The sequence below is a fragment of the Herbidospora solisilvae genome (assembly GCF_009901565.1).
In the GTDB taxonomy this organism is placed as follows: domain Bacteria; phylum Actinomycetota; class Actinomycetes; order Streptosporangiales; family Streptosporangiaceae; genus Herbidospora; species Herbidospora solisilvae.
The window spans coordinates 534,754-553,119 of record NZ_WXEW01000002.1 but is presented as its reverse complement, the minus strand read 5'-3'; the positions used below and the strand labels follow the sequence as shown (position 1 = coordinate 553,119).

Here is an 18,366-nt window from a genome sequence, read left to right as displayed (position 1 = left end):
CCCAATTCGGATAACTCTTGTCCGAGATTCTATTCGGACAAGAGTTATCCGAGTCAAGTAGGCTGGGCGAATGAAGATGTCAGGCGGGGTCGAGTGGGCCTTGCACTGCTGCGTCGCGCTCAGTGAGGCGGGCGCGCCGGTGACGGCGGCCAAGCTCGCCGAGCTGCACGACGTCTCGCAGAGCTATCTGGCCAAACAGCTGCAACTGTTGTCCCGCGCAGGCCTTGTGCGCTCGACGCTTGGCCAGTCCGGCGGCTATGTGCTGACTCGGGCCGCGAATGAGATCACGGTGCTGGACGTGGTCGAGGCGATCGACGGCGTCCAGCCGGCGTTCCGGTGTACGGAAGTGCGTCAGCGGGGCCCGATGGCCGTTCCGCCGGAGCGGTGTGACACTCCCTGCCCGATCGCCCGCGCGATGGATTCCGCCGACCGCGCCTGGCGGGAGTCGCTACGCGCAGTCACCATTGCCGACCTGATCGCCGACGTCAACCGTACGACGCCCCCTGAGATACTTGCGGGGGCCCGGGAGTGGCTGGGCGCCTGAGCGACGGCGACGAGCCTTCCACGGCCGTCGGTGATCAGCGCTGACAGCGGGCGGCCGTATCCGTCGCAGGCGAGATGGATCTTGGTGGTCAGTCCGCCACGGGATCGTCCCAGGGCGTGATCCGCCGGACCGGCACCCGGCCGGTGCCCTATCTTCGGGCTCCGCCCGCGTGGCTGGTGGGCCCGGACGATGGTGGAGTCGACCGCCACCAGCCAGCCGATGTCCCCGGCGGCCTCGACTCTGGCCTGGGCCGCCGCCGGCATCGCGGCGGAAGGTGGGGGCGGGGTTCTCCGCTTCCATCGTGGCCTTGTATCCGTCGGCGAAGTAACGCAGATAGAAGGGGCCGAGACCGTGGAAAGAAGCAGCAGGCCGTTTCGTCCGGGGATCAGCGGGGGCCGACGTCCTCACGCCACTGGATGTTCCAGACGCTGGGCTCGTGCGAAACCTCACCCTTGGCCGCGCTGATATCCGTCAGGCCGTAGAGATCGTCCCGGTCGCAGACGTCCGACAACCCGGCGATCAACTCCGCCATCGCCCCTCCTCTCGTCCACCCCGTAGACGAGATAGGAAGGGTCTCATCGGGCCAGGATGTCGTCGAGGTTGTAGGCCACCGGGACGTCGAGCTGCTCATAGGTGCACGACTCGGGGGTGCGGTCGGGCCGCCAGCGGCGGAACTGGGCGGTGTGCCGGAAGCGCACGCCCTCCATGTGGTCGTAGGCCACCTCGATCACCAGCTCGGGCCGCAGCGGGATGAACGACAGGTCCTTCTTCGCGTTCCACCGGGAGATCGCCCCGGGCAGCCGCTGCCCCTCGGGGCCGCCGCCGACCCCGGCCGAGGCCCACGACGCCCACTCGCCCCATGGATGGTCGGCGGGGTCGGTCACCCGGTAGGGCGCCAGTTCGGCCACCAGTTCCTCGCGCCGCTTCATCGGGAACGACGCCGACACCCCCACGTGGTGGAGCTTGCCGTCGTCGCCGTAGAGGCCCAGCAGGAGCGACCCCACGATCGGGCCCGACTTGTGCTCGCGGTAGCCGGCCACCACCACGTCGCAGGTGCGTTCGTGCTTGACCTTGAACATGACGCGTTTGTCCTGCTCATAGGGGAGCCCGCCGGGTTTGACGATGATGCCGTCGAGCCCGGCGCCCTCGAACATCTCGAACCATTCGAGCGCCTGCTCCTGGTTGGTCGTGATCGGCGTGAGCCGGATCGAGTCACCGGCCTTGGCGGTCGCTTCGACGAGCAGCCGCCGCCGCTCGGAGAACGGCCGGTCGATCAGGCTCTCGTCGCCCAGGGCCAGCAGGTCGAAGGCGATGAACGAGGCGGGCGTGGTCTCCGACAGCAGCTTGACCCGGGAGGCGGCGGGGTGGATGCGCTGCTGGAGCTGGTCGAAGTCGAGGGCGGGGCCGCGCATGACCACGATCTCGCCGTCGAGCACGCACCGCTCGGGCAGCTCGCGCCTGACCGCCTCGATGACCTCGGGGAAGTAGCGGGTGAACGGGCGCTCGTTGCGGCTGCCGAGGAACACCTTGTCGCCGTCGCGGAACACGATGCAGCGGAAGCCGTCCCATTTGGGCTCGTAGAACAGGGTGCCGTCCTGCTCCGGCATCTTCTTGACCGCCTTGGCCAGCATGGGCGAGACGGGCGGCCGGACGGGCAGGTCGAGCGCGGCGGGATCGGGCTCGGCCGCCTTGGCTTCTTTGGGCTCGCGCGTGGTCATCGAGCCTCCTCCTGGTGTGGGTCGCGGACATAGCGGCAGAACAGCGAGCCCTCCTCTTCCAGCACCCCGGCCAGCGTGAACCGGGTGTGGGAGGCGGTGCCGTTGAGCACGCGGGCGGCGTCGCCGCCGATCATCAGGGGGGAGACGGTCAGGCAGAGCTCGTCGACGAGGGAGGCCGCCGCGAGGTGGGCGTTGAGGCGCGGGCCGCCCTCGCAGAGGATGCGGCCGAGCCCCCGGGCGCGCAGCTGGGCGACCGCCTCGGCCAGGTCGACCCGCTGCTCCCCGGCCACGATCACGTCGGCGCGGCGGGCCGCCTCGGCCCTGCGGTCGGCGGGGGCCGACTCGGTGGTGATCACGATGGTGCGGGACTCGGGGGCGCACTCGGTGAACAGGGCGCCGCCGAGGTCGAGGTCGATCTTGCGGGTGATCACGGCCACGGGCGGGGCGGCCGATCGGCCCTCGCGCAGCGGACGCCACGTGTCGCGGGGCTTGGAGGGGCCGTAGCCCTCGATCCGGACGGTCGCGCCGCCCGCCACCACGACGTCGGCGAGCCCGCGCAGGACCATGAAGATCCGCCGGTCGCCCGGCGAGGACAACCCCTTGGACAGGCCCTTCAGCCAGGCCCCGCCGTCGGCGCTGGCCACCATGTTGAGGCGCAGCCACTCGGCCTGAGGATAGGCGTAGACCGACGGGAGGTCGGGGTCGTCGGCCGGCTCGGGATGTATCTGGCGCACGACCCCACCCTGTCACAGCGGTCCGACAAGTAAGCAGCGCATCCCGGGGAGTAACGGTTTGATGTCATGCGGTCGCCGATTGTCAGGTTCGGTGTTGGATCGAACCAGATGTGGTCGGAGGGGGTTTTCGTGCCGCTTGTCGTGTTGATCGTGTGGTTGATCGCCGCATCCGTCGGGGTCTATCTGCTCTACCTGTGGTTACGCGGCGGCGGGCTGCGCCAGCAGGCCACCAAGGTGACCCGCTTCCCCAAGGCGCTGATCTTCAGCCATCCGCTCCTGGCGGTGACCGGGCTGGGCTTGTGGGCCGCCTTCATGGTCACGGGCGCCGGCGCGTACGCCTGGGGGTCGTTCGGCGCGCTCTGCGTGGTGGCGTTCCTGGGGTTCGTGATGTTCACCCGCTGGCTCGGGGGCGGCCGGCACGCCCGCGGCGCCGAGACCCACTTCCCGGCCGTGGCGGTGGGGCTGCACGGCCTGGCGGGGGTCTGCACGTTCGTGCTGGCCCTGCTGACCGCGGCCGAGCTGACCCGCTAGCGGCGGACCGCCCGCAGCACCCGGAACGACCGCGCCGCGACCTCGATGTCGGCCCCCGTGTGCCGGACGTCGGCCGGGGGCTGCGCGGTGCCGCCCGAGGCCACGGCGGTGTCGAACAGGGACTTCCAGCTCACCGCGAAGTCGCGCCCCGGGAGGGTGAACGTCAGGCTCTCGTGGTGGGCGTTGATCAGCAGCAGGAACGAGTCGTCGGTGATGCGCTCGCCGCGCGGGCCGGGCTCGCTGATCGCGTCGCCGTTGACGAACACGGCCACGGCCTTGGAGTAGCCGGCGTGCCAGTCGGAGTCGTCCATCTCCTTGCCCGCCGGGGTGAGCCAGACGATGTCGCGGACCCCGTCGGACTGCTCCCGCCCCGAGAAGAAGCGGCGGCGCCGGAACACCGGGTGGTCGCGCCGGAAGGCGGCGATCTCCCGCACGAAGCCCAGCAGCTCCGACTCGGTCTCGGCCAGCGACCAGTCGATCCAGGAGACCTCGTTGTCCTGGCAGTAGGCGTTGTTGTTGCCGCCCTGGGTGCGGCCGAACTCGTCGCCGGCGGTCAGCATCGGCACGCCCTGCGACAGGAACAGGGTGGCCAGGAAGTTGCGGCGCTGGCGGTGGCGCAGCGCGGTGATGTCGGGGTCGTCGGTGGGCCCCTCGACCCCGCAGTTCCAGGAGCGGTTGTCGTCGGAGCCGTCGCGGTTGCCCTCGAGGTTGTCGTCGTTGTGCTTGCGGTCGTAGGAGACCAGGTCGGTGAGGGTGAAGCCGTCGTGGGCGGTCACGAAGTTGATGCTGGCGATGGGGCGGCGGCCGGAGGTGGCGTACAGGTCGGAGGAGCCGGTCAGCCGGGAGGCGAAGTCGGGCAGCGTGGCGGAGGAGCCGCGCCAGAAGTCGCGGACCGTGTCGCGGTACTTGCCGTTCCACTCGGTCCACAGGGGCGGGAAGTTGCCGACCTGGTAGCCGCCGGGGCCGACGTCCCACGGCTCGGCGATCAGCTTGACCTGGGAGATCACCGGGTCCTGCTGGATCAGGTCGAAGAAGGCCGAGAGCCGGTCGACGTCGTGGAGCTCGCGGGCCAGCGCGGCGGCCAGGTCGAAGCGGAAGCCGTCGACGTGCATCTCCAGCACCCAGTAGCGCAGCGAGTCCATGATCAGCTGGAGGGCGTGGGGGCTTCGGACGTTGAGCGAGTTGCCGCAGCCGGTGTAGTCGAGGTGGTAGCGGCGGTCGGCGTCCTGCAGCCGGTAGTAGGAGCTGTTGTCGATGCCGCGGAAGCCCAGCGTGGGGCCCATGTGGTCGCCCTCGGCGGTGTGGTTGTAGACCACGTCGAGGATCACCTCGATGCCCGCCTCGTGGAGCGACTTGACCATCGCCTTGAACTCCAGCACCTGCTCCCCGCGCTGCCCCGAGGAGGAGTAGGTGTTGTGGGGGGCCAGGTAGGCCATCGTGTTGTAGCCCCAGTAGTTGGTCAGCCCCCGGGCGACCAGGAAGTGTTCCGGCACGTACTGGTGGATGGGCAGCAGTTCGACCGCGGTGACCCCGATCGACTTCAGGTGGTCGACGACGGCCGGATGGGCCAGCCCCGCGTAGGTGCCCCGCTGGTCTTCGGGCACGTCGGGGTGGAGCCGGGTCAGCCCCTTCACGTGGGCCTCGTAGATGACCGTCTGGTGGTAGGGAATACGCGGCGGCCGGTCGTTGCCCCAGTCGAAGAAGGGCGACACGACGACGTTCTTCGGCATGTAGGGCGCCGAATCGCCGAGATTCAGCCGGCGGGGGTCGGCGAAGTCGTAGGAGAAAAGCGCCTCGTTCCATTTGACCTCGCCCTCGATCGCCTTGGCGTAGGGGTCGAGGAGGAGTTTGGCGGCGTTGCTCCGGTGGCCCTGGCGCGGGCTGTAGGGGCCGTGGACCCGGTAGCCGTAGCGCTGGCCTGGGGTGACTCCGGGCAGGTAGCCGTGCCAGACGAAGCCGTCCATCTCGGGGAGGTCGACACGGGACTCCTCGCCCGCGTCGTCGAAGAGGCACAGCTCGACCCGCTCGGCCACTTCGCTGAACACCGAGAAATTGGTGCCCACACCATCCCAGGTGGCGCCGAGCGGATAAGGCTCTCCTGGCCAGACGTCGCGCATGCAGGTCCCATTCTCGCTTCCCGGGATTTTCCCTACCCGTTCATCCGATTTAACACAGGTGGGAGCCCAGCCCAAAAGGAGCCGGGAAGGTCACAAGAGCGGATCATCGGTCGCGGTCCTTGGACGGCTGCACCCGTTTGGGCTCGCCCGGCATCTTCGGGTAGTTGGGCGGATAGGGCAGGTCGCCCCGGCCGTCCTTTTCGTAGAGCTCCAGGAGGCCCGTCAGGTCGCAGGCCACCTCGTCGATCGCCTCGTGGGGGTCGCCGATCTCGGCGAACCGCGCCGGCATGGTGCGGAGCGTGAAGTCGGCGGGGTCGCACGACTCCAGTTCCTCCCACGTCACCGGGGCCGAGACCTGCCCGTCGGGCCGGGCCCGCACCGAGTATGCCGCCACGACGGTCCGGTCGAGGGCGTTCTGGTTGAAGTCGATGAAGACGCGCTCGCCGCGCTCCTCCTTCCACCACGCGGTGGTGGCGAGGGCGGGGACGCGCTTCTCTACCTCGCGGGCGAACCCGATTCCGGCATATCTGACCTCGGTGAACGTCCAGCGCGGCTGGATTCGGACCGAGATGTGCACGCCCCGGTTGCCCGACGTCTTCGGGAAGCCGGTCAGCCCCAGGTCGGCCAGCACCTCGCGGGCCGTGAAGGCGACCTTCCTGGCCTCGTCGAAGCCGGTGCCGGGCTGCGGGTCGATGTCGATGCGCAGCTCGTCGGGGTGGTGGAGGTCGGGGACGCGGGCCGCCCACGGGTGGAAGTCGATCGTGCCCAAATTGGCGCACCAGGCGATGCCGGCCACCTCGGTCGGGCGGAACGCGTCGGCGGTGCGCCCGCTGGGAAAGTGGACCTCGGCGGTCTCCAGCCAGTCGGGGTGCTTGGGCATGCGCTTCTGGTAGATCGCATCGGTCTGCACCCCGTCGGGATGCCGCTTGATGTACGTCGGCCGGTCGCGGACCGCGCGCATGATGCCGTCGCCGACGCTCAGGTAGTACTCGACGAGGTCGCGCTTGGTGGCGCCGATGCCCGGGAAGTAGACCTTGTCGGGGTTGGTGACCTTGACGGTCCGTCCCCCGGCCTCGATTTCGATGAACGGCGAAGGCATGTTCGAACCCTACCCATCGGGAAGCTTCCACCTCTCCTGTGGGTTGGATCAGGTGGAATCCCGTCCAGAGAAGGCTGGTGGCTGATGAACAAGGTCATGAAGACGGACGCCGAGTGGCGCGCCCAGCTCAGCCCCGAGGAGTATCGGGTGCTGCGCCAGGCCGGCACCGAGCGGCCCTTCACCGGGGAGTACGTCGACACCAAGACCGAGGGCGTCTACTCCTGCCGCGCCTGCGGCGCGGAGTTGTTCACCTCGGACGCCAAGTTCGAGTCGCACTGCGGCTGGCCCTCGTTCTACGAGCCCAGCGCGGGCGACCACGTGACCCTGATCGAGGACCGCAGCCTCGGCATGGTGCGGGTCGAGGTGCGCTGCGCCTCCTGCGACTCCCACCTGGGCCACGTCTTCCACGGCGAGGGCTACCCGACGCCCACCGACGACCGCTACTGCATCAACTCCGTCGCGCTCACGCTCAGGACTTCGGCTTCGGATAAGTGACCCGGCAGTCGTCGTCCTTCGGGCCGAGCACGTTGGCCAGCACCGGGTTGCCGTTGCCCCCGGTGCGGGCCTGCACGAACACCACCCGCTTCTTGACGCCGAGCTCGGCCAGATAGCGCATCCCGCGCTCGCAGAGCCGCAGCGAGGCCGGGGAGTTGTCGGACGTCTCCGGTAAGTCGGTGTAGATGCGCAGGTAGCTGCCGGTGGTGCGGATGTCGGTGATGTGGCGGTGGGTCGCGTCGTCCCAGCGTTCGTCGAAGTAGGCCAGCGCCTCCTTGTCGGAGTACTTCGACTCCTTGCGCTTCGCCTTCTTCTCCGTTTTCTCCGCAGGCGGCGGGGCCTGCGCCGCCGGGGCGAGCGCCGCCGCCGTGGGCTCCTCGATCGAGGCGGTGCGTACGGGGGCCTGTTCCCCCCGCGCCGCCAGGAGCGGCACCACGACGGCCGTCACTCCGAGCCCCAGGCACGAGACGCCGACGACCACTTCGGCCGTGCGCGATCGCGACCTACGACGTTTCCCGGTGGATCGTGCCATTTTCATCATTTGCCCACGAGTATGCCAACAACTGCCTGGTTAAGGCAGGGCGTTGACCAGTTCGGTGACGGGTTTGCGCGATCCCGTGTAGAAGGGGATCTCCACCCGGGTGTGCTCACGGGCCTTCGCGCCCCGCAGGTGACGCATCAGGTCGACGATGCGGTGCAGCTCGTCGGCCTCGAAGGCGAGCATCCACTCGTAGTCGTTCAGCGCGAAGCAGGCGACCGTGTTGGCGCGCACGTCGGGGTAGTCGCGGGCCATCTGGCCGTGCTCGGCCAGCATCGCCCGGCGCTCGGAGTCCTCCAGCAGATACCACTCCAGCGACCGCACGAACGGGTAGACGCACACGAAGCCGCGCGGCTCCTCCTCGGCCAGGAAGGCCGGGATGTGGGACTTGTTGAACTCGGCCGGGCGGTGCAGCGCCATCGCCGACCAGACCGGCTCGCTGGCCCGCCCGAGGGCGGTGCGGCGGAACCGGGCGTAGACCTCCTGGAGGTCTTCGGGGGTCGGGGCGTGCCACCAGAACATGTAGTCGGCGTCGGCGCGGAACCCGGCCACGTCGTAGGCGCCGCGGGTCACCACGTCTTTCTGCCCGAGCTGGTCGAGCAGCTCGGCCACCTCTTCGGCCACGGCGTCGCGTTCGGCCGGGAGGCCCTCGCGCAGCCGGAAGACCGACCACATGGTGTAGCGGATCACATTGTTGAGGTCACGCGCCTTGAGCCGCGGGGTGCCGTCCGTCATGCCGCCATTCTGCCCGGGGATCCAGGTGGTCGAGAATCCGGGCGGCCGCCGCGCGGGCGGTCGCGGCCGTGGCGGGGATGCCGACGCCGTCGTAGGCCGCCCCGCAGACGGCCAGGCCGGGGACCGCGGCCACGGCCGCGCGGACGCGGGCGACCCGGTCGTTGTGGCCGACGTCGTACTGCGGCAGGGCGCCGCCCCAGCGGGTGACCCGGGTGTCGGCCGGGAGGCCGCGTACCCCCATGATCTCGGTCATCTCGTTCATGGCCAGGGCGACCAGCTCGGTGTCGTCGCGCTGGAGCAGGCGCTCCTCGCCCAGGCGGCCGAGCGAGCAGCGGGCGAAGACGTAGCCGTGACCGGCCAGGTGGGGCCACTTCACGCTGGAGAAGGTGACCGCCTTGACGGCGCGGCCCTCGACGGGCGGGGTCAGGTAGCCGCTGCCGCTCGGCAGCTGCGGGAAGGCCTCGATCGGGTAGGCGAGGGTGACGATCGCCATGCTGGCGTACTCGATGCGGGCCAGTTCGGCGGCGGCCTTGGGGACCTCGCGTTCGAGGAGCCGGGCGGCCGGGGTCGCCGGCACGGCCACCACGACCGCGTCGGCGTCGAGGGTGTGCTCGTCGCGGGTGGGGCCGGTGGTCAGGCGCCAGCCGGTGGGCGTACGGGCCAGCTCGCGCACCATCACCCCGGTGCGGACCTCGGCGCCGGACGCGGCGGCCAGCGCGGGCGGCAGGCTGCCCATCCCGTTCTTCAGCGACGTGAACACGTGACCGGCGTTCTTGGGCGCGGCCCCGGCGATCTCGCGCACGGCCCGCAGCAGCGACGACTCGGACCGGGCCGCCGCGGCCACCGCCGGCATGGTCGCCTCCAGCGAGAGCCGGTCGGCGAACCCGGCGTAGACGCCGCCGAGCAGCGGCTCGACCAGCCGGTCGACCACCTCGTCGCCCATCCGGGCCCGGACGTAGGAGCCGACCGACACGTCGGTCGTCACGAGGGTCGCGGGCAGCACCTGGTCGAGCGGCACCCGGGCCAGCCCGGCGGCCGACAACACGCCCGAGCGGGCCAGCGCCACCAGATCGGACGGCACCCCCATGACCTGGCCCTTCGGCATCGGCCGCAACTCGCCCCGGGACAGGACGGAGGCGCTGGTCGTGCCGGGGTCGACCAGGTCGCCGCCGAGCCCGGCCAGGCGGGCGAGCTCGACGCCCTCGGGACGGCGGGCCAGCAGCGCCTCGGCGCCCGCGTCGACCGGCACCCCGGCCACCTCGGTGGCGACCAGCTTGCCCCCGATGCGGCCCGCGCCGTCGAGCACGGTCACCCTGATCCGGTCGTTCCTCAGGTGCCATGCGGCGGCGAGCCCGGCGATGCCGCCGCCCACGACGACGACGTGAAAGCGCTCCATGACCATCACCCTAAGGCCGTGACTGAGTCGTGACGCGCCGCCCAAAACCGTTCACGCTCGGAGAACGTCAATGGGTCATGAACACTTTGCGCTCACGCGCGGTACTGCCGCTTGTGGTGGCGGCGTTCCTCCTGACGGCGTGTGCGGGCGGCGGCGTCGAGTCGACGAGCGCCCCCGCGGTGGGCGGCGCGGCCGACGCGCCCTCACTCAGCAGGGAGGCGGCCGCTCCCGCCGCCGAGCCCCAAGCCGAAGACGCGGCCGGCGAGGAGGCCAAGGCGGCCGACACCGCCTCCAACGTGACGGTCGCCCCCGTCGACCGGGCGATCATCTACAAGGCCGAGATGACGGTCCGGGCCAAGGACGTGGCCGCCGCCGCCGAATCGGCCAAGCGCATGGTCACCGAGGCCGGCGGCTACGTCGCGGAGGAGCGTTCCAACTCCTTCTCGTCCCGCCAGGAGTCGACGATCACGTTCAAGATCCCGCCGGGCCAGTACCCCGGGACGCTGAGCCGCCTGGGCAGGGAACTCGGCGAGACCGAGCAGCTGCACCAGGGCACCCAGGACGTCACCGGCGAGGTCGCCGACGTCGCGGCCCGGGTGAAGTCGGCCGAGGCCGCGGTGGCGCAGTTCCGCACGCTGCTCACCAAGGCCGAGAAGATCGGCGAGATCATGGACATCGAGCGGGAGATCCAGTCCCGCACCGCGGATCTCGAGGCCCTCCAGGCCCGGCAGAAGTCGCTGGCCGAGCAGACCGGCATGGCGACGGTGACGATCACCCTCGTCGGCCCGTCGGCGCCCCCGGTCAAGCCGGTGGTGGAGGAGACGGGCTTCCTGGCCGGTCTGAAGGCGGGTTGGACCGGCCTGAAGAACTTCGCGGAGGCCCTGTCGACGGTCGTGGGCGCGTTGCTGCCGTGGCTGGTCGTGCTGGCGGTGCTGGCCCTGCTCGCGCTGCCGTGGTGGCGGCGGATGCGGCGCCGCCAGCCGCTCCCGGCTCCCGTCCCGGCCGCGGAGGCGCGGGAAGAGGAGCTAGTCGAAAAGGAATGACCTCCAGTGCGGTGGTCCGGCGTCCCGGGACTCGTACCAGCCCTGCTGGTTGCGGATCCGGGCGTCGGACCACAGCAGCACCCAGGAGGCGTGGCCCGGCATCAGGTGCCGGTCGCTGGGGTTGTAGACGACGAACTCCCTGGTCCCGAACGCGTCGAAGAAGAACCTGGGGAGTTCGAAGGAGACGTCGTACGACTCCCCGTTCCGGGCGTAGTGATACTGCCGGACCCCCCGCACCCCCGGCCGGTAGTCGGGCCAGACGGCGGTGAGCGCGTCGGGGTAGCCGCCGTGGTCGGCGTGCCGCTTCTCCACGGCCGCGATCAGCTCGGCGGCGTCGGCGATCGCGGTGTCGCGGGCGTAGGCCGTCAGCGGGTGGTTGAGCACGGCCTGCCCGGCCAGCGCGACGAGCGGCAGCACCACGAAACAGACGGGCGAGGGCCGTCGCGCGAGCACCGTCACCCACAAGGCGAGCGCCGCCAGCCCCAGGAGCGGGCCCGACTCGGCCGCCGCGGCGGCCGAGACCGCCAGGGCGGTGACGGTCAGGGTGACGGTCTGGGCGATCTGCCAGAACCGGTTGCGCGGCCAGATCAGCAGCGGCGCCGAGGTGACCACGGTGAGCAGGCCCACCGCCCCGAAGATCTGCACCAGCGTCGAGAGGGGCAGCGCCAGGGGGTCGTAGCCGCCGGGCAGGAAGGGCGAGGCGATGAGCAGGAGCAGTAACGCCGAGAGCAAGACGACCCGCATGGCGTCAGCCTGTCAGCTCAGCGTCCTCGTCATGAAGACGCTCAGCGGGTCGGGCCGGTAGTCGGCGAACGGCTCACAGTAGGTGAAGCCGAACTTCTCGTACAGGGACCTCGCCGGGGCGAAGAACGCGGCCGAACCGGTCTCCAGGCTCAGCCGGGTGAAGCCCATGCGCGCCGCCTCGGTGATGAGGTGGCCGAGGAGCAGCGACGCGACCCCGCTGCGCTTGCGCGCCGCGGCGGTCCGCATCGACTTCACCTCGGCGTGGACGTCGTCGAGCGCCTTGATCGCGCCGCATCCGACGATCACGCCCTGGTCGCGGACCGACCAGAAGGTCACCTCGGGGCGGCGCAGGCCGTCGAGGTCGAGGGCGTGCTTGCTCTCGGGCGGGGTGGTCGCGCGCATCTCCCGGATGTGCTCCTCCAGGAAGGCCGCGATCTCCGGTCCCGAGAGGTCGTCGACCACGATCTCCATCAGCGGGCGCTGAACTCGTGGACGAAGTCGGTCAGCCGGGCCACCTGGTTGGGGTCGGTCGACGGGAGCACGCCGTGGCCGAGATTGAACACGTGGCCCTCGGCCACCCGCCCGGCCTCGATCACCGCGCGGGCCCGCTGCTCGACGACCTCCCACGGCGCCAGCAGGATCGCCGGGTCGAGGTTGCCCTGCAGCGCCTTGCCCGCGCCGACGCGGGTGGCCGCCTCGTCGAGCGGCACCCGCCAGTCGACCCCGACGACGTCGGCCCCGGCCTCGCCCATGACGGGCAGCAGCTCGCCGGTGCCGACCCCGAAGTGGATGCGCGGGACGCCGAGCTCTTCGATCCCGGCGAAGATCTTCGAGGTGTACGGCAGCACGAACTCCCGGTAGTCGCGCGGCGCGACCGCCCCGACCCACGAGTCGAACAGCTGCAGCGCCGAGGCGCCCGCGTCGGCCTGGACCTTCAGCCAGGCCAGCGTGATGGTCGTCAGCCGGTCCATGAGCGCGTGCCAGAGCGCGGGGGCGCCGTACATCATGGCCTTGGTGTAGTCGTGGTTCTTGGAGGGCCCGCCCTCGATCAGGTAGGACGCGAGGGTGAACGGCCCGCCGGCGAACCCGATCAGCGGGGTCGCGCCGAGCTCCCTGACCAGTTCGGTCACGGCCTCGGTGATGTAGGGGACGTCGTCGGGCGCGAGCGGGCGCAGCCGCCCGATCCCGGCCAGGTCGCGGATCGGGTCGGCGACGACCGGGCCCACGCCGGGCTTGATGTCGATGTCGATCCCGATGGCCTTGAGCGGCACCACGATGTCGCTGAAGAAGATGGCCGCGTCGACGCCGTAGCGGCGGACCGGCTGCATCGTGATCTCGACGACCAGGTCGGGGGTCGCGCACGCGGCCAGCATCTCGGTGCCCTCGCGGACCTTGCGGTATTCGGGCAGCGAACGCCCCGCCTGACGCATGAACCAGACGGGCGTGTGGGGCACGGGCCGGCGGCGGCAGGCCAGCAGGAAGGGCGACTCGGCCAGCTGGGGATTCACCCCACCAGAGTCCCACGCCCAGGCGCCGGTCCGTGCCAGGACCCCGGGTACAGGACCACCCAATGATCGGTATCGTTGGGCCCTCGCGACACCCCGGTCAAACGCCCCGCGAGCGCCGCTCTAGGCAAAGTGTTCGCCAAATGGTGCTCCGGCATCGATTCCAATACCACTTTCGAGACACGCCGAGCGCGATGCGGGGTTTTGTCGGCGCGACGTGCCACCGTCGGACGGACCGGTTCCGATGAAAGGGCGATGACTTCGATGTGGAGTTCCCCCGAACACCGCACTGAGCGCTGTGCCTCCTGCGACACCGAGCGAGAGTTCACGCAGCCGCCCTGCGAGGAGGGTCACGAGGTGTGCCCCGAGTGGTCGTGCGTGATCTGCGGGAGCGCCCTGTTCCTGTTCCTGGCGGCGGCTTGATCACCACCGATGATCGCGACGACCACCCCCCTGCTCCGTCTCGTCCCGCGACCCGCCTCCGCGCCCGTCATGTCGATCGGTGACCGCCCGGGGCCGCCGGAGGCGTTCGTCCGTGCCATGGCGACGCTGCGCCCGGCGACCGTGCGCCCCGAGATCGAGCTCGAAGACATCCCGGCGCCGCAGCGGCTGGCCCCCTATTCGGGCGCCGTGGGCGCGTCGGTCTACCGCGACGACGACGAACTGGCCGTGGGCCGGCTCATCGTCCTGTTCGACCCCGACGGCCAGCGCGGCTGGGAGGGCCCCTTCCGGCTGGTCGCCTACGTGCGCGCCGACATGGAGCCCGAGATCACCTCCGACCCCCTGCTCGGCCCGGTGGCGTGGAGCTGGCTCACCGACGCGCTGGAGACCCACGGCGCCGGGTTCGCCGCCGCGGGAGGTACGGTTACCAGAGCGGTGTCCGAGGGTTTCGGGAACAAGGACAACGATCCCGTCACGACCGAGCTGGAACTGCGCGCGTCATGGTCCCCTCTCGACGAGGATCTTTCCGCGCACGTCGCCGCCTGGTGCGACCTGATGTGCATCGCCGCCGGGATACCTCCCCTGCCGCCCGATGTCACGGCCCTGCGGCCGAGACGCACCGATGAAGAGACAGACCGGAAGACCAGTACGTGACCGATGAGACAACCGTTCAGCCTCTGCTGGAACCTCGCGAAGGGATCCCGCCCGTCATAGCGGAGGCCGCCGACCTCGCGGCGGCGGTGAACGCTTTCGCGGGCGGGACCGGCCCCGTGGCCGTCGACGCCGAGCGGGCCTCCGGCTACCGCTACAGCGGCCGGGCCTACCTCGTGCAACTCCGGCGGGCGGGCAGTGGGAGCGCGCTCATCGACCCGATCGCCTGCCCCGACCTCTCGCAGCTCGACGCCGCCCTGTCCGGCGCCGAGGTCGTGCTCCACGCCGCGACGCAGGACCTGCCGTGCCTGGCCGAGATCGGCTTCCGGCCGCGGCGCTTGTTCGACACCGAGCTGGCCGGCCGGCTGCTCGGCTACGAACGCGTCGGCCTCGGCACCATGGTCGAGGTCGTCCTGGGCTTCGGCCTGGTGAAGGGCCACTCGGCCGCCGACTGGTCGACCCGCCCCCTGCCCGAAGACTGGCTCCGCTACGCCGCCCTCGACGTCGAGGTCCTGATCGAGCTGCGCGACGCCCTCCACGCCGAGCTGATCGAGACGGGCAAACTCGACTGGGCGATGGAGGAGTTCGCGGCCATCCTGGCCGCCCCCACGGCTCCCCCGCGCACCGACCCGTGGCGCCGCACCAGCGGCATCCACCGGGTCCGCGCCCTGCGCGGCCTCGCGGTCGTCCGCGAGTTGTGGACCATCCGCGACGCCCTGGCCCGCGAGACCGACCTGGCCCCGGGCCGCGTCCTGCCCGACTCGGCGATCGTCCAGGCCGCCCTCGACCTGCCCCGAACAACCAAGGCGCTGACCGAGATCGCCCCCTTCACCGGCCGCAGCGCCCGCCGCCACCTGCGCGAATGGCTGGCCGCCATCACCCGCGGCCGCACCATGCCCGAGTCGGAGCTGCCCCAGCCCCTCGGCCCCGGCGACGGCCCTCCCCCGGCCAACCGCTGGGCCGACCGCGACCCCGCCGCCGCCAAACGCCTCGCCGCCGCCCGCGCGGTGGTCGCCGCCCTGGCCGACGAACACCGCATGCCGACCGAGAACCTCCTCCAGCCCGACGCGGTGCGGCGGCTGACCTGGGAACCCCCGGCCGATCTCGACGAAGAGGCGATCGCGGAACGGCTGCGGGCGCTGGGCGCCCGCGAGTGGCAGATCGGCCTGACGGCCCATCCGATGTCACGGGCGCTCCAGCGCCTGGAGATCAAGGGCGAGATCTGACCGGCGCGGCCGGGGACTCCTCGACGAGGGGGTGCTCCTGGCCCCACACCAGCATGGCGTGCAGGATGCCGCTGAGGCTCCGGCCCTGTTCGGTGAGCTCGTAGACCACCCGGGGCGGCACTTCGGCGTGCACCGTGCGGGTGAGGATCTGCTGGTTCTCCAGCATGCGGAGCCGTTCGGTGAGCGTCTTGGGGCTGGGGTCGCCCAAGGCCGAGCGCAGTTCGCCGAATCGTCGGGGGCCGCTCAGCAGTTCACGGATGACCAGGGTCGACCACTTGCCGTCGAGGACCCGGAGCGTGCGCTCGACACCGCACTCACTCGTGGGGGCCGCGGTCAGGCGGGCGATGTCGTCTGACCCATTAGTTCCCATTGGGAAACCATATTCCGTTCTAGGGACTGCTTCCCGGCGGAAACTAACGTGCCGGTCCATGAACACATCGATCGTGGTCGTCCACGGAGCGGCCGGCGTCCAGGGAGCCCCCGTCGTGCGGCGGCTGCTGGCCGCCGGCCACCGCGTCCGCGCGGCCGTACGCGACCTGTCCACGCCCGTGCCCGCGGGGGCCGAACCCGTCTACGCCGACCTGTCCGTACCCGAGTCCCTGACGCACGCCTACGCCGGGGCGGATGCGGTCATCGTGCAACTGCCGCTCGTCTTCGCCGCCGATGCGGCCGTGCCGCAGGCCGAGGCGGTGCTGGCTGCGCTCAAGGGCGGCGCGGTGCCCCGAGTGGTGTTCAACACCGGCGGCCCGACGCCCGGCGGGCCCGTCGGCGTGCCCTTCGTGGACGCCCGGGTGCTGCTGGCCGCCGAACTGCCGGGCGTGGTGGACGCCGCGACCGTCGTGGCGCCGGCGTTCACGTACATGGAGAATCTCGCGGCCCCCTGGTCGCTCCCCCGGGTGGGCGAGGGGGAGGCCGCCTACCCGCTGCCGGCCGGCCTCCCGGTTCCCTGGCTGGCGCTCGACGATCTCGCCGGCGTCGTCGCCGACCTCGTCACCGACCCCGCTCCGCCGCCGGCGCGGATCGTGGCCGGCCCTCAGGCCCTGACCGGTCACCAGGTCGCCGCGGAGCTGACCGCCGCGCTGGGCCGCGAGGTGCGGTGGCGGACGGTCGAGCCGGAGGAGTACGAACGGATGCTGGCCCCGTTCACCGGCGCCGCGATCGCCGCGGGCATCGCCGCCGCCTACGCCCCTCCCCCGCCCGGATCACCGCCGCCCGCGGCGCCGGACCCGGCCGTGATCACGACCGGGACGACGACACTCCGCGAATGGGCCACCGGGCGGAGCTGGCGTCCCTGACGACCTACGACCGCAACCACACCGCCGTGTCCTGCGGCAGGCCGCCCTCCAGCGGACCGCTCGCCAGGATGACCTCGCCCTCCAGCGGCAGGGTCCGCGCCGACAGGTTGACCACACAGGTGAAGCCGTCGCCGCGGGTGAAGGCGATCACGTCGTCGCCCCTGTCGAGCCAGGCGAAGCCGCCGCCGCGCGGACGGACCGCGATGGCGCGCTTGTAGAGGTTCAGCGTCGAGCCGGGGTCGGCCTGCTGGGCCTCGACGGTCAGCGGGGCCCAGTTCGCGGGCTGGGGCAGCCAGGTCGACTCCGCTTCGGTGAAGCCGTAGGGCTTGGACGTGCCGGACCACGGGATGGGCACGCGGCAGCCGTCGCGGCCCAGACGCGCGCCGGCCGTGCGGTGGAAGACCGGGTCGTCGCGGAAGGCGTCGGGGATGTCGATGACCTCGGGGAGGCCGAGTTCCTCGCCCTGGTAGACGTAGGCCGACCCGGGCAGCGCGAGCAGCAGCAGGGCGGCGGCGCGGGCGCGGCGGGTGCCGAGGGCGACGTCCACGTCGAGATCACGCGCGGCCAGCGGGCCGCCGCCGTAGCGGGTCACCGGTCGCACGACGTCGTGGTTGCTGATCACCCACGGCGCGACCACGTCGGACTCGGCGGCCAGGCCGATCGAGGTGGTGATGGTGTGCTTGAGGGCGGCGGCGTCCCAGGCGGTCTGGAACAGGAAGAAGTTGAAGGCCTGGGGCATGCCGCCGGGGCGGAAGTAGGGCTCCAGGTGGGTGATCTCGGTGCCCCAGAACTCGCCGACGGCCGTGCGCTCCCCCGGGAAGACGTCAGGTGAGTAGGAGTCGAGGATGGCCCGCCACGACGCGTAGTGGCCGATGAGCTCGGGGCGGTGGAACCACGGCGAGGGGCGGTCGGAGGGCGCCGGGTCGGGCACGTCCGGCAGGCCGGGGTCCTTGAACAGGCCGTGGGCCACGTCGACGCGCAGGCCGGCCACGCCCCGGTCGAGCCAGAAGCGGATGACCTTCTCGAACATCGCCGGGACGGCCGGGTTGCGCCAGTTCCAGTCGGGCTGGGAGGAGTCGAACAGGTGCAGGTACCACTGGCCGTCGGCGACCTGCGTCCAGGCCGGGCCGCCGAAGATCGACTGCCAGTTGTTGGGCTCGTCGCGGAACATGAACAGGTCGCGCTCGGGGCTGCCGGGACCGGCCTCCAGGGCCGCCTGGAACGCCGGGTGGGCCGACGAGCAGTGGTTGGGCACGATGTCGACGATCACCCGGATGCCGTGCCCGGCCGCCGCGGCGACGAAGGCGTCGAAGTCGGCGAGGGTGCCGAAGCGGGGGTCGACGTCGCAGTAGTCGGCCACGTCGTAGCCGCCGTCGGCCAGCGGCGAGGGGTAGAAGGGCGAGAACCAGACGGCCTCGACGCCCAGATCGGCCAGATAGGGCAGCCGGGCCAGCGCTCCGGCGAAGTCGCCGGTGCCGTCGCCGCTGCCGTCGGCGAAGCTGCGGGGGTAGACCTGGTAGACGACGGCGTCACGCCACCACTGACTCAACACAC

General features: G+C 71.2%; 20 protein-coding genes and 1 pseudogene. 7 read left to right on the top strand and 14 right to left on the bottom strand.

Annotation, left to right across the window (positions count from 1 at the left end; translation table 11 throughout):
- Window positions 1–70 precede the first annotated feature (70 nt).
- The gene (locus tag GT755_RS08240) at window positions 71–544 is read left to right on the top strand and encodes an RrF2 family transcriptional regulator (RefSeq protein ID WP_161479096.1); all 474 of its coding nucleotides are present in this window, start codon (window positions 71–73) and stop codon (window positions 542–544) included.
- A 23-nt stretch (window positions 545–567) separates the two neighbouring features.
- Here GT755_RS08240 and GT755_RS39295 read toward each other — a convergent pair.
- From GT755_RS39295 to GT755_RS08225, 4 genes and pseudogenes are all read right to left on the bottom strand, one after another.
- A pseudogene (locus tag GT755_RS39295) lies at window positions 568–801 on the bottom strand (hypothetical protein); the annotation flags it as partial.
- Between the two features lie 128 nt (window positions 802–929).
- Window positions 930–1,076, bottom strand: a complete 147-nt coding sequence (locus GT755_RS08235; protein ID WP_161479095.1) for a hypothetical protein — start codon at window positions 1,074–1,076, stop codon at window positions 930–932.
- Between the two features lie 43 nt (window positions 1,077–1,119).
- Entirely contained in the window at window positions 1,120–2,262 is a 1,143-nt protein-coding gene (locus GT755_RS08230) for an ATP-dependent DNA ligase (protein WP_161479094.1), read from the bottom strand.
- Complete coding sequence (locus GT755_RS08225; RefSeq protein WP_285582949.1) at window positions 2,259–2,996, bottom strand: pyrimidine reductase family protein; 738 nt, start codon at window positions 2,994–2,996, stop codon at window positions 2,259–2,261. Before GT755_RS08225 ends, GT755_RS08230 begins: the two co-directional genes overlap by 4 nt.
- 129 nt (window positions 2,997–3,125) lie before the next feature.
- Between GT755_RS08225 and GT755_RS08220 the strand changes: the two genes are divergently transcribed.
- Window positions 3,126–3,527, top strand: coding sequence for a hypothetical protein (locus GT755_RS08220; protein ID WP_161479093.1), 402 nt, complete (start codon window positions 3,126–3,128; stop codon window positions 3,525–3,527).
- Here the strand turns inward: GT755_RS08220 and glgX are convergent.
- Window positions 3,524–5,644, bottom strand: a complete 2,121-nt coding sequence (gene glgX / locus GT755_RS08215; protein ID WP_161479092.1) for a glycogen debranching protein GlgX — start codon at window positions 5,642–5,644, stop codon at window positions 3,524–3,526. The genes GT755_RS08220 and glgX overlap by 4 nt on opposite strands.
- Window positions 5,645–5,747: 103 nt before the next feature.
- Window positions 5,748–6,743, bottom strand: coding sequence for a non-homologous end-joining DNA ligase (gene ligD / locus GT755_RS08210; protein ID WP_161479091.1), 996 nt, complete (start codon window positions 6,741–6,743; stop codon window positions 5,748–5,750).
- An 84-nt stretch (window positions 6,744–6,827) separates the two neighbouring features.
- Between ligD and msrB the strand changes: the two genes are divergently transcribed.
- Complete coding sequence (msrB, locus tag GT755_RS08205; protein ID WP_030454330.1) at window positions 6,828–7,238, top strand: peptide-methionine (R)-S-oxide reductase MsrB; 411 nt, start codon at window positions 6,828–6,830, stop codon at window positions 7,236–7,238.
- Here msrB and GT755_RS08200 read toward each other — a convergent pair.
- Genes GT755_RS08200 through hemG form a run of 3 tightly spaced genes read right to left on the bottom strand, consistent with a single transcriptional unit; the run spans window position 7,213 to window position 9,913 of the window.
- Entirely contained in the window at window positions 7,213–7,770 is a 558-nt protein-coding gene (locus GT755_RS08200; protein WP_161479090.1) for a hypothetical protein, read from the bottom strand. The two genes, msrB and GT755_RS08200, sit on opposite strands and share 26 nt — an antisense overlap.
- A gap of 39 nt (window positions 7,771–7,809) precedes the next feature.
- A complete protein-coding gene (hemQ, locus tag GT755_RS08195) occupies window positions 7,810–8,511 on the bottom strand; it encodes a hydrogen peroxide-dependent heme synthase (protein ID WP_161479089.1) in 702 nt (233 codons plus the stop codon).
- Window positions 8,477–9,913, bottom strand: coding sequence for a protoporphyrinogen oxidase (gene hemG / locus GT755_RS08190; RefSeq protein WP_161479088.1), 1,437 nt, complete (start codon window positions 9,911–9,913; stop codon window positions 8,477–8,479). Before hemG ends, hemQ begins: the two co-directional genes overlap by 35 nt.
- 71 nt (window positions 9,914–9,984) lie before the next feature.
- On the opposite strand from hemG, the gene GT755_RS08185 reads away from it, so the two are divergent.
- Entirely contained in the window at window positions 9,985–10,950 is a 966-nt protein-coding gene (locus GT755_RS08185) for a DUF4349 domain-containing protein (RefSeq protein ID WP_161479087.1), read from the top strand.
- Here GT755_RS08185 and GT755_RS08180 read toward each other — a convergent pair.
- The 3 genes from GT755_RS08180 to hemE are packed head-to-tail and all read right to left on the bottom strand — an operon-like array spanning window position 10,933 to window position 13,202.
- Window positions 10,933–11,694: a hypothetical protein gene (locus tag GT755_RS08180; protein WP_161479086.1), complete on the bottom strand. Its 762-nt coding sequence runs from the start codon at window positions 11,692–11,694 to the stop codon at window positions 10,933–10,935. The two genes, GT755_RS08185 and GT755_RS08180, sit on opposite strands and share 18 nt — an antisense overlap.
- A 12-nt stretch (window positions 11,695–11,706) precedes the next feature.
- Complete coding sequence (locus GT755_RS08175) at window positions 11,707–12,165, bottom strand: GNAT family N-acetyltransferase (protein ID WP_161479085.1); 459 nt, start codon at window positions 12,163–12,165, stop codon at window positions 11,707–11,709.
- Window positions 12,165–13,202, bottom strand: a complete 1,038-nt coding sequence (gene hemE, locus GT755_RS08170) for a uroporphyrinogen decarboxylase (protein ID WP_161479084.1) — start codon at window positions 13,200–13,202, stop codon at window positions 12,165–12,167. The genes GT755_RS08175 and hemE overlap by 1 nt, the downstream gene beginning before the upstream one ends.
- A gap of 489 nt (window positions 13,203–13,691) precedes the next feature.
- On the opposite strand from hemE, the gene GT755_RS08165 reads away from it, so the two are divergent.
- Window positions 13,692–14,294 (top strand): DUF3000 domain-containing protein, encoded by a 603-nt coding sequence (locus tag GT755_RS08165; RefSeq protein WP_030454338.1) that lies wholly within the window; start codon window positions 13,692–13,694, stop codon window positions 14,292–14,294.
- Complete coding sequence (locus tag GT755_RS08160; RefSeq protein WP_161479083.1) at window positions 14,291–15,517, top strand: HRDC domain-containing protein; 1,227 nt, start codon at window positions 14,291–14,293, stop codon at window positions 15,515–15,517. Before GT755_RS08165 ends, GT755_RS08160 begins: the two co-directional genes overlap by 4 nt.
- Here the strand turns inward: GT755_RS08160 and GT755_RS08155 are convergent.
- A complete protein-coding gene (locus GT755_RS08155; RefSeq protein ID WP_161479082.1) occupies window positions 15,501–15,887 on the bottom strand; it encodes a winged helix-turn-helix transcriptional regulator in 387 nt (128 codons plus the stop codon). The genes GT755_RS08160 and GT755_RS08155 overlap by 17 nt on opposite strands.
- Window positions 15,888–15,945: 58 nt before the next feature.
- Here GT755_RS08155 and GT755_RS08150 point away from each other — a divergent pair, with 58 nt between their 5' ends.
- Complete coding sequence (locus GT755_RS08150; RefSeq protein ID WP_161479081.1) at window positions 15,946–16,812, top strand: NmrA family NAD(P)-binding protein; 867 nt, start codon at window positions 15,946–15,948, stop codon at window positions 16,810–16,812.
- A 4-nt stretch (window positions 16,813–16,816) separates the two neighbouring features.
- Here GT755_RS08150 and GT755_RS08145 read toward each other — a convergent pair whose 3' ends face one another.
- Complete coding sequence (locus GT755_RS08145; protein WP_161479080.1) at window positions 16,817–18,364, bottom strand: alpha-amylase family glycosyl hydrolase; 1,548 nt, start codon at window positions 18,362–18,364, stop codon at window positions 16,817–16,819.
- Window positions 18,365–18,366: the final 2 nt, after the last annotated feature.